Source organism: Nocardia sp. NBC_00881, from assembly GCF_045207455.1.
Taxonomy (GTDB): Bacteria; Actinomycetota; Actinomycetes; order Mycobacteriales; family Mycobacteriaceae; genus Nocardia.
Window position 1 is genome coordinate 4,349,431 of sequence record NZ_CP108798.1, and the last position, 10,813, is coordinate 4,360,243.

Consider the following 10,813-nt stretch of genomic DNA (forward strand, 5'->3'; position numbering starts at 1 on the left):
GAATCGTGTGATCGATCCCACACCCGAACCACTCAAATCGGGCACCCGTTCGTATGGCGCTCGATCCGGTAACGACGCCTTTTCCTACCGGAAGGCCGATAGCCTGGACCGGTGACTCTCTCGCCGCCCGCCGACCAGTACTTTCTCTCCGGCACGTTCAACTTCCGAGACACCGGCGGACTGCGCACCGTCGACGGCGCGAAGGTCCGCCCCGGCGTGCTGCTGCGTTCGGCTCAGCTGAGCGGCCTCGACGCCGCAGGCCACACGGCGCTGCACGACCTGAGCGTCAGCGACGTGCACGACCTGCGCGGACAGCGCGAGATCGAGCATATCGGCGCGGATCGGCTACCCGAGGACGTCCGGCTGACCGTCACACCGTTCGACTCCAGAATGGCCGAGGCGCCCCCACACGAGGCCACCGCGCAGACCGCGTTCACGTACATGCTCGAGGTCTATCGGATGTTCCCCGCGCTGCCCGAGGCGAACGCCGCGATCCTCGCCATCGCCGAATCCATCGTGCGCGGCGACGGCGCCGTGCTCGTACACTGCGCGGCGGGCAAGGACCGCACCGGCTGGGCGATCGCCACACTCCTGCGCGCGGTCGGCGTCACCGAGGCCGACGTGCTCGCCGACTTCCTGCTCAGCAACGGAGCCATCCCCGCGCTGCGCTCCCTGATGACGACGAAACTGCTCGGCGGTGAAGAAGTGTCGGTGGATCTACTCGGCGTGCGTGAGGAATACCTCGACACCGCAAGCGGCGCGATGCGCGACCTGCACGGCAACTCCGACGGTTACCTCGCCGCCGTCGGGCTGACGCCCGAGCTGCGCGCCCGGCTGCGCGCGCGAATGCTGGAGTGAGCCCGAATCATTCGGCGAGCGCCGCTCCCCTGCGGACCAAGCCGTCTGCGTCGATGGTCACCTGGTCACCGGTGTGGAACCAGGTTCCGGTGAACCGCGCCGCGGTGGTGGTCGGATCGTTCCAGTAGCGCGGCGTGACATTCGGTCCACGGCACAGCAGTTCACCGCGGCCTGCCGTCGCGCGCGGCCCCCACAGCGCCAATTCCGTACCACCGAACGGGAATCCGAGCACCGCGTCGGCGCCGGAGGGGTCCTCCGCCTGTTCGGCGTCGTCCACGGCGAGCCCGATGCCGCTGGTCTCGGTCGCGCCCCAGACCGACCATTGTCGGGCGGTGGGGAACATGCCACGCAGTTCGGCGGTCAGGTCGGCGGGCGTAGCGGCTGCGGCGGCGCGCTCGCCGCGGTGACCGGCTTTGCTGATCCGGGCGATGCCCTCGGTACACAACCCCTCGGCGCGCAACTCGGCCAGTTCCGGTAGTAGGCCCGCGAAAATCCGCGGCGTCGCCGAGACCATGTCGATCCGTTCGACCGCGATGGCTTCCGCGAGCGCGCGGGTGTCCCGGGCGAGCACGACGGTGCCGCCGACCGCGAAGGTCGGCAGCAGTTGATCGACACAGCCGCTGGCGTGCGCCAACGGAAGCAGCACCAGGTTGCGCAGGCCGTCGGTCGGCAGATCCAGTGCGGCGACCATCGACCGCACGGCCGAAAGCAGGTTTTCGTTGGTCAGTTCCACGCCCTTGGAGGTGGTGGTTCCGCTGGTGTAGCACAGCAGCGCCAAATCCCCCAGTGCGGCGCCGTCATCGATGTACGCGGCCCCGTCGGGCAGTTCGGCCCCCGCGCGCGCCCGCCCGAGCACGAAATCGGCGCGGCTGTCGGCGATCACGCGCTCGGCGACTGCCTCAGGCAGACCGTCGTGCACCAGCACCGGCACCGCGCCGCTGAGCAATGCGCCGAGAAAGGCCTGCACCCAGCGCGCACCGGAGGGCATGTGGATGGCGACGCGGTCGCCGTAGCCGATGCCATGCTCTTGCAGCCCACCGGCGATCCGCGAGGCGGAGTGCCACAGTTCCCGGTAGGTCAGGCGTGGCCCGCCGACCTCGACCACCGCCTCGCGGGTCGAGAACGCGTGGACCTGAAGATCCAGCAGTTCGGTCAGCGCGGGCGTGAGGTTTCCGTAGCGCAACACCCCGTCCGCGCCGCGGGCCAGTGGGTTGTCCCAGACATGCGGGCGGGTCAGGGGGTATTCGATCAGCAACTGCGACATTCGTCCTCCGCGTGCCTCGAGTCAGCAGGCACTGCGACTATATGATGCATGTCACAATCTCGCTGGGATAGCAGACGAACGTGTCCGACCTGTCACCGGCCGGAGTAGCCGGCCATCCCTGGACCCACCTCGAGGAAGCTGCGCACCGCACCCTTCAGGTCGTCGGTGGCGAACAGCGCGCCGGACGCCTCCGGTGTCACCGAATCCGCATGCGCCACACCACCGGAACGCCACGCCTCGATGATCTTCTTGGTCGCGGCGTGCGCCTTTGTCGGGCCGTGGGCCAGACGGTGGGTCAGTTCCTTCGCCGCCGCGTCGACGTCGTCGTGCACGGCATTCACCACGCCCCAGTCCGCCATGGTGGCAGCGTCGTAGAGATCGCCGGTCATCACGAATTCGCGGGCCCGGCCCGAACCCGCGCGCTCGGCGAGGCGCTGCGGGCCGCCCATCGACGGTGTCAGCCCGACCACGGTCTCCACCAGCCCGAACTTAGCCTTCGGCGCGGCGAGCAGGATGTCGCAGGCGAGCGCGATCTCGAAGGCGGCGGTCAGGGTCAAGCCGTGCGCGGCGAACACCACCGGACACGGCAGCGCCTCCAACGGGTGGATGATCTGCGCGAACAACGTGCGCCACAGCTCGGCGCTCTGCTCGATGGTCAGCCCGTCGAACACGTGCACGTCGACGCCGCCGGACACCACCTTGCCTTCGGCGCGCAGCAGCACCGCGCGCGGCGGGCGGCCCGACAGCTCGCCGATATCGGCGATCAGCGCGTCCAGCATGGACCGATCGAACAGGTTGAGCGGCGGATGGGCGAGGGTGAGGGTCGCCACCTCCGCCCCGCCGTCAGTGATCTCGCGCTCCAGCCGAGTGGCCTTCGTTTCACTCATCCGGTCAGCCTAGGCGTACCTCCGCCTTCGCTCCGGCCCCGCGCGACTGGGGACGGGCTACGTCCGACAGCGCCCACCAAGACGTCGATCTGCGAGACTGTCCAGGTGACCAAGTCGGCCAGTGAAAACGGTTCCTACGTCGAGCCGGGCGAGTTCAAGCGGGACACCAACTACATCACCACCAGGATCACGGCCGACGGCCGAGACGGCTACCCGGTGGAGCCGGGCCGCTACCGCCTGGTCGCCGCCCGGGCCTGCCCGTGGGCCAATCGCACGCTGATCGTGCGCCGGCTGCTCGGACTGGAGGACGTGCTCTCGCTCGGCCTGTGTGGGCCCACCCACGACAAGCTCAGCTGGACCTTCGATCTGGATCCCGGCGGTGTCGACCCGGTGCTCGGCATCCCCCGGCTGCGTGACGCGTACCTGGCGCGGTTCCCTGACTATCCGCGCGGCATCACAGTGCCTGCGATCGTGGACGTGCCGACCGGCCGAGTCGTCACCAATGACTACGCGCGGATCACTCTCGACTTCTCCATCGAGTGGACTGCCTACCACCGGCCCGGTGCGCCGCAGTTGTACCCCGAGGCGTTGCGCACCGAGATCGATGAGGTGAATCGCGCAGTGTTCCGCGATGTCAACAACGGCGTCTACCGCTGCGGTTTCGCCGGGTCGCAGGACGCCTACGACGAAGCATACGACCGGCTCTTCTATCGGCTGGACCAGCTCTCCGAACGCCTTGCGGCGCAACGATATCTGGTCGGCGACACGATCACCGAGGCTGATGTTCGGCTGTTCACCACGCTGGTGCGGTTCGACCCGGTGTATCACGGGCACTTCAAGTGCAACCGGTCGAAGCTCGCCGAGATGCCGGTGCTGTGGGCGTACGCGCGTGACCTGTACCAGACCCCTGGTTTCGGCGACACCATCGATTTCGGGCAGATCAAGACGCACTACTACGTGGTGCACCGGGACATCAACCCGACCGGGATCGTCCCGAAGGGGCCCGAGCCGGCGAACTGGCTGACCCCGCACGGCAGGGAAGCCCTCGGCGGCAGGCCGTTCGGAGAGGGGACCCCGCCGCCTCCTCCTCCGTTGGCCGACCGCGTGCCCGCGCTGCACCGTCCGGCGTAGTGGAACCGATCCGGCTGGGTAGTTCGTTGTCATGACGAGCTGACGGCCGCCGGTGCCCTACAGTTCACCAAGCAGACGGGAAGAGGAGGATGCCGCCGATGGTCAAAGGCGCGTTCGAGAAGACGGTGGTTCAGCTGCTCGATACCGGGTCCCGCCTGCAGGCACCCGCGGTCGCCAAGTACGTCGACCGAATCCGGCGCTCCCATCCCGACGAAACCCCCGCACGAATCATCGAGCGGTTGGAGAAGCAGTACCTGCTCGCGGTCACCGGCAGCGGTAGCGCGGTCGGTGCGACGGCCGCGGTGCCCGGTGTCGGCACCGTCGCCGCGATCGCGGCGGTCAGCGCCGAGACCACGTTCTTCATGGAGGCGTCGGCGGTGTTCACCCTCGCGGTGGCGGCGGTGCACGGCATCTCACCGGAGGACCGGGAACAGCGCAGGGCGCTGGTGCTCGCCGTCGTACTCGGCGAGAGCGGCATGGAGATCGTGCAGAAGAGCGTCGGCACCTCGGCGAAGAACTGGGGCACGGTGTTCGCCAACCGGATTCCCGGTCTGTCGAGCATGAACGATTCGCTGGTGAAGCGGTTCATCGTCCGGTTCATCACCAAACGTGCGGCGCTCATGGCGGGCAAAGTACTGCCCGCGGGTATCGGCGCGCTGATCGGAGGCGCGGGTAACCGCGCGCTGGGCAAGTCCACGATCACCAACGCGCGCAAGGCATTCGGTCCCCCGCCCGTAGTGTGGCCCGCCGACCGGCATCTCGTCGTCGACGCCGATCCACTCACCGCGATCGACCCGGGGCAGCCGAAACCCCCGAAGACGCCGAAATGAGCGGGGCGCGTCCGCTCGCGTTCTCGGTCCAGGCGTTGACGAAGTGGTACGACCTGACACCCGCCGTGGAGAACGTGAGCTTCACCGTGTCATCCGGCACCACGGCGGCGCTGGTCGGTCCGCGAGGCGCGGGCAAGACCACCGTCCTGCGGCTGCTGCTCGGCCTGCTCGCCCCCACCTCCGGGACCGCCGTCGTCGGTGGCCCCAGGTCGACCAGGCAGGACGCGGCCGGATCCTCCCGCATGGTCGGCGGCGTGCTCACGCCACGCGGTCTGCATCCGGCAAGGACGGCGCGGGACCATCTGTGGAGCTACGCCGCCGCGGTCGATGTCGCGGACGCACGGGTCCCCGAGGTGCTGGAGATCGTCGGGCTGGACGAGGAAGCAAACACCAAGATCAGCGGCCTGTCGGCCGGGCAGCAGACCAGGCTGGCGCTGGCGACCGCGTTGCTCCCCGATCCCCCGCTGCTGGTGCTCGACGACCCGATGGACGGACTCGACGCCGCGGAACGTGGTTGGTTGCAGGACTTTCTGCGCGGGCACGCTCGGCAAGGCGGCAGTGCGCTGCTGTCCAGCGAAAGTCTCGCAGCGGTGCTGCCCAGCGCCGACACCCTGATCGTCCTGAAAGAGGGCACGGTGGTGTACCAGGGCAGCCCCGCACGGCTGCGGCGCGGACATCCGGACCGGCTGGTCGTCGCGGCGTCCACACCGATCGCGCTGGCGACCATGCTTGCCGCACAAGGCTTTACCGACGCGGTGATCCGGACGGACGGGCGACTCGCCGTGGCCGAGGCGACGGAAGCGCAGATCAGGGCGGCAGCCGCGGCGGCGCAGGTGCGGTTGGACAGCATCGTCCCCGACCCGATCCACCCCGACCGGGTTCTCGCGTCGCTGACCAAATCCACCGCCGCACCCGCGCCGCAGTACCCGGGCCTCGCCGTGCCCGCCGGAATCGGCACTCAGCAACCGTCGCCGATGCCCTACGGAATCCCACGATGATCACCCTCCTGCCTGCGGACCTGGTGCCGACCGTCAACTCCGAGGTCCGCAAGGTCCTCACCCTGCCGCAGGGCCGGGTGGTCGTCGGCGCGATCCTCGCGATCGCGCTGCTCGCGGGCATCGTGTCCGCGAGCCTTGCCGGACCTGCGGCCCCGAAGGGCGAGCCCGCCACCGGGGCCGCGACGATCGGGCTCTACGTGGGTCTCGCGGTGGTCGTGCTGGCGGGCGCGATCTTCGGCGCGGTGAGCAGCGGCACGGAGTACCGGCACCACACCATGGCGGTGACCACGCTGTTCGCCGCCGACCGCGACCGGCTCGCCGCCGCCAAGTTCCTGGTCACCGGGTGCGTCGCGCTGGCGACCGCGTTCGCGGTCGAGCTGGTCACCCTCGCCGGTCTGCTCGTCTTCGGCCGGGGCAAGTTCGGTTTCACCGCCGAGTTGTTCGCCGCGCTCGGCGGCGGGCTGCTTGCCGCGGTCTGCTGGTCGCTGATCGGGGCGAGTGTCGGCCTCTTGCTGCGGTCGTCCGCCGCCGCGGTCGGGCTGCTGCTGGGCTGGATCGCCGTCGCGGAACCACTGTTGTGGCTGATCGCGCGGGGCATCGGTATGGCCGGCGGCGTGACCCTGCTGCCGCTTTCCGCCACCGTCAGCACCGTGGCCGTCGGCTCCTACCCCGACAGTGATTTCCTCGCCCCCGCCCCGGCCGCCGTCGTGGTCCTGCTGCTGTGGACCATCAGCTTCGGCGCCGCGACCTGGTGGAGCTTGCGTACTCGCGATCTCTGACTCGAAGGGTCTGAAGGGTCTCAGGGAGCAACGACGTGTCGGCGGGTGGCGGTACCGTCGCTGTGTAGCGCGGTACAACCAAAGGGGCGAGCAGGCGACGTGGACGGGGGCGACAGACCGGGATGGATACGCAGGCTGTGGGCTGAGTGCAGGCCGCACGGCACGGTGCTCGCCGGGCTCGCGGCGGCGTTGCTCGTCGGCGCGGTGACCGAGACCGCGGGCCCGCTGCTGATCAAACGGGCGGTCGACGCGGCAGTCATCGGTGACACGTCGGCGATCGGCGCGGTCGCGGGACTGATCGTGCTGCTGGGGATCGGCCGGTCCGCGGCGGGGTTCGGTCGGCGGCTGCTGGCCGGGCGGATGGCACTGGACGTGCAGCACACGCTGCGGCTGGACATCCTCGGGTCGTTACAGCGACTGGACGGCATCGGGCAGGACACGATCCGCACCGGGCAGGTGGTATCGCGCTCGATCACGGATCTCCAGCTGGTGCAGGGACTGATGGCGATGGCGCCGCTGTCGGGCATGGCTTTGCTGGAGTTCGTGCTCGCCGCCGCGGTCATGCTCTGGCTCTCCCCGCCGCTGGCGGCCGTTGCGCTGCTGGTGGTTCCCGCGATCGGTCTGGTGGTCTACCGGGTGCGACCACGGCTGCACGCGGCTACTTGGTCGGCGCAGCAGCGCGCCGCCGATCTGGCCCAGCACGTCGAGGAGACGGTCACCGGCGTGCGTGTGGTCAAGGGCTTCGGGCAGGAAGCGCGGATGGTCGGTCTGCTGGAGCGGCTGGGCCGCACGCTGTTCGCGGAGCGCATGCGCGCCGCGCGGATCGATGCACGGTTCGCGCCGAGCATCGCGGCGATTCCGCAGGTCGGCATGGTCGCGGTGATCGTGCTCGGTGGCCTGCTCGCGCTGCACGGCCTGATCGGCATCGGCACCTTCGTCGCGTTCGCCGCCTACGTCGCCACCATGACCGGTACCGCGCGCATCCTCTCGTCGGTGATCGTCATGGCCCAGCTGACCAGGGCCGCGGCCGAGCGGGTCTTCCAGGTGATCGATACCGCGCCCGTCATCGCGGACCCCGAACGTCCGGTCGCGCTGCCGGACGGGCCGCTCGGGATCGACATCGAGACGCTCACTTTCGGTTTCGACCCCCAGCAGCCTGTGCTCCGTGAGATGGACCTGCGCGTGCGGCCCGGCGAGACGGTGGCGATCATCGGCCCGGCGGGTTCGGGCAAGTCCACGCTAGCCCTGCTCCTCCCCAGGTTCTACGCGCCGGATTCCGGCAGCATCCAGCTGTTCTCCGAGCGCACCGACTCACCTCGGACCAACGGAGCAGGCGCCTCCGCCGCGCACACCGATCCGCACGCCGACGCGACCCGCGCAGCCGACGTCGTCGGGGTCGACATCGCCGACGTTCGCGCCGCCGACCTGCGCGCGGCGATCGGCGTCGTCTTCGACGATCCGTTCCTGTTCTCCGACACCATCGCCGCCAACATCGCGCTCGGGCGACCGGAGGCGACCGACGAGGAGATCCGGCAGGCGGCGATCCAGGCCGCCGCCGACGACTTCATCGCCGAGTTGCCCGACGGATACGACACCGTAGTCGGCGAGCGCGGGCTCACGCTCTCCGGCGGACAGCGACAGCGGATCGCGGTGGCCAGGGCGCTGCTGGCGCGCCCGCGCATCCTCGTGCTCGACGACGCCACCTCGGCGGTGGACGCGGTCACCGAGGCCGCGATCTTCGACGCGCTGTCCGACCGCGGGGGACGAACCACGCTGATCCTGGCGCACCGGGAATCGACCCTCGCCCACGCCGATCGCATCATTCGGCTACCCGCGCCCGCAGGGCACATCGCCTCGGCGCCGGACGCCGCCACGACCACGGTGCGGGCCGGGCAGACGCCGCCCCCGCATTCGGGCGGCGGCCGCTTCGCGGGCGCGACAGCGGATCTCAGTGAGACGCCCGAGCTGCGCCGCACGATCGAACACCTGCCACCCGCCACCGAGCAGCCGGGCCTGGACGCACAACGGTTGCGCGAGCCGGATCCAGGGTTCCGGCTGACCCGCATGCTGCGCCCGGTCCGCTGGCTGGTGCTGATGGTGATGGCACTGCTCACGGCGGACGCGGTGATCGGCATCGCTTTCCCGCCGCTGGTGCGCTACGCGATCGACAACGGCGTGGTCGGCGACCACGCGGAGGTGCTGGTCCGCGTGGCCCTGCTCGGCGCGGTGCTCGCCGCCGTGGGCTGGGCGGTCGGCGCGGCGACCACGGTGCTGACCGCGCGCACCGGGGAGCGGGTGCTCTTCGCGCTGCGAGTGCGCAGTTTCGCGCATCTGCAACGACTCGGCCTGGACTACTACGAACGCGAACTCTCCGGCCGGATCATGACCAGGATGACCACCGACGTCGACGCAATGTCGACGTTTCTGCAGACCGGGGTGGCCACCGCCCTGGTCGGCGTGCTGACGCTGGCCGGCATCGCGGTCGCGCTGCTCGCCATCGATGTCTCGCTGGCCCTCGTTGTACTGGTGATGCTGCCTGCCCTGGTGATCGCGACGGCGCTGTTCCGGCGGGTGTCGTCCACCGCATACATGGTGTCGCGGGAGCACGTGTCGGCGGTCAACGCCGATTTCCAAGAGAACGTCACCGGATTGCGCGCGGTGCAGGCAAACCGGCATGAGCCACGTGCCGCCCGCCGCTTCGCCGAGTACTCCCAGCGCTACCGCGACAGCCGGTTGCGCGCGCAGCGGGCGATCGCGCTGTATTTCGCGTTCGTGGTGGGGTGGGCGGATCTGGCGTTGGCCGCGGTGGTGTTCGTCGGTGCGCGCGAGGTCGCCCACGGTATGACCAGCGCGGGAACGCTGGTCGCGTTCGTGCTGTATCTGCAGCTGCTGTTCGTGCCGATCCTGCAGCTATCACAGGTGTTCGACGGGTATCAGCAGGCCAAGGTGGGCCTGCGCCGCATAGGGGATCTCCTGCGCACGCCCTCTTCGATCGCCGCCGACCGAGCCGAGCCGGTGCCGATCGACCGGGGGCTGCGCGGTGATGTCGCCTTCGACGATGTCCGATTCCGGTACGCGGGCAGCCTGGTTCCGGCTCTGGACGGCGTCTCGCTGCGGATCCCGGCGGGTTCCACACTGGCGCTGGTCGGACCGACCGGCGCGGGCAAGTCGACCGTCGTCAAGTTGCTCGCGCGTCTGTACGACCTGCCCGAGGATGTGACGAACGGCACGGGCGGTCATCCGGAGTCTGGTGCGCTGAGCAAGGCCGAGCAGAGCGGCGACGGTGCCGATGCGCGGAACGGTGCCGCCGCGGCCGAGCGGAACATTCCCGGAACGACCGAGCAGAACAGTGGTTCGAGCAGGTCAGGGGCGATCCGGGTCGACGGCGTCGACATCCGCGACTACCGCCTCGCCGAATACCGCTCCCGCCTCGGCATCGTCCCGCAGGAAGCTCACCTGTTCACCGGCGATGTGGCGAGCAACATCGCATTCGGAAAACCGTCCGCCACCGCCGAGGAGGTCGCCGCGGCCGCTGCCGCGGTGGGCGCGACCGCCATGATCGCCGCTCTCCCGCTCGGTATTGGTCAGCCGGTCGGAGAGCGAGGCCGCGGCCTGTCGGCGGGCCAGCGCCAGCTGATCGCGCTCGCCCGGGCCGAACTGGTCGCGCCGGACTTGCTGCTGCTCGACGAAGCCACCGCGACGCTCGATCCGGACGCCGAGGCATCGGTGCTGGCAGCGAGCCGATCGGTGAGCCGGGACCGCACTACGGTAATCGTCGCGCACCGGCTCGGCACGGCCGCACGCGCTGATCGGATCGCTGTCGTCGACCACGGCCGAATCGTAGAATTCGGTCCGCACGCCGCACTGCTCGCCGCCGGGGGGCCCTATGCCCGGCTCTGGGCAGCGGCCCGCGAGACCGGGGGAATATTCTCGGGTATCGACGAGTCGTCACCTATGAGGTCGGGGGTGTCGGGTGGTGGTCAGTAGATCCGCCGATTTGCTGCTGGGCCTATCCTCAGACAGGGCGTATCGGCGCGTATCCGCTGATCCCTGTGCCGGGCACGTC

The 10,813-nt window shown here is 69.8% G+C and carries 8 protein-coding genes; 6 read left to right on the forward strand and 2 right to left on the reverse strand.

What is annotated here, in order from left to right:
* Window positions 1–111: 111 nt before the first annotated feature.
* Window positions 112–858, forward strand: coding sequence for a tyrosine-protein phosphatase (locus OH799_RS18200; protein ID WP_406265341.1), 747 nt, complete (start codon window positions 112–114; stop codon window positions 856–858).
* 7 nt (window positions 859–865) lie between these two features.
* Here the strand turns inward: OH799_RS18200 and OH799_RS18205 are convergent, their stop codons facing one another.
* Complete coding sequence (locus tag OH799_RS18205; protein ID WP_406265343.1) at window positions 866–2,122, reverse strand: class I adenylate-forming enzyme family protein; 1,257 nt, start codon at window positions 2,120–2,122, stop codon at window positions 866–868.
* A 92-nt stretch (window positions 2,123–2,214) separates the two neighbouring features.
* Window positions 2,215–3,009 carry an enoyl-CoA hydratase/isomerase family protein gene (locus OH799_RS18210; RefSeq protein ID WP_406265345.1) on the reverse strand — a complete coding sequence of 265 codons (795 nt, stop codon included), beginning with the start codon at window positions 3,007–3,009 and terminating at the stop codon, window positions 2,215–2,217.
* A 105-nt stretch (window positions 3,010–3,114) separates the two neighbouring features.
* Here OH799_RS18210 and OH799_RS18215 point away from each other — a divergent pair, with 105 nt between their 5' ends.
* The 5 genes from OH799_RS18215 to OH799_RS18235 all read left to right on the forward strand — a co-directional run bounded on the left by OH799_RS18215 (window position 3,115) and on the right by OH799_RS18235 (window position 10,734).
* Window positions 3,115–4,140 (forward strand): glutathione S-transferase family protein, encoded by a 1,026-nt coding sequence (locus OH799_RS18215; protein ID WP_406265348.1) that lies wholly within the window; start codon window positions 3,115–3,117, stop codon window positions 4,138–4,140.
* A 98-nt stretch (window positions 4,141–4,238) separates the two neighbouring features.
* On the forward strand, window positions 4,239–4,970 hold the full coding sequence (locus OH799_RS18220; protein ID WP_357272174.1) for a hypothetical protein: 732 nt from the start codon (window positions 4,239–4,241) through the stop codon (window positions 4,968–4,970).
* The gene (locus OH799_RS18225; protein ID WP_406265353.1) at window positions 4,967–5,968 is read left to right on the forward strand and encodes an ATP-binding cassette domain-containing protein; all 1,002 of its coding nucleotides are present in this window, start codon (window positions 4,967–4,969) and stop codon (window positions 5,966–5,968) included. The genes OH799_RS18220 and OH799_RS18225 overlap by 4 nt, the downstream gene beginning before the upstream one ends.
* The gene (locus OH799_RS18230) at window positions 5,965–6,747 is read left to right on the forward strand and encodes an ABC transporter permease (protein WP_406265356.1); all 783 of its coding nucleotides are present in this window, start codon (window positions 5,965–5,967) and stop codon (window positions 6,745–6,747) included. The genes OH799_RS18225 and OH799_RS18230 overlap by 4 nt, the downstream gene beginning before the upstream one ends.
* Before the next feature lie 99 nt (window positions 6,748–6,846).
* Entirely contained in the window at window positions 6,847–10,734 is a 3,888-nt protein-coding gene (locus OH799_RS18235) for an ABC transporter ATP-binding protein (protein WP_406265359.1), read from the forward strand.
* Window positions 10,735–10,813 lie beyond the last annotated feature (79 nt).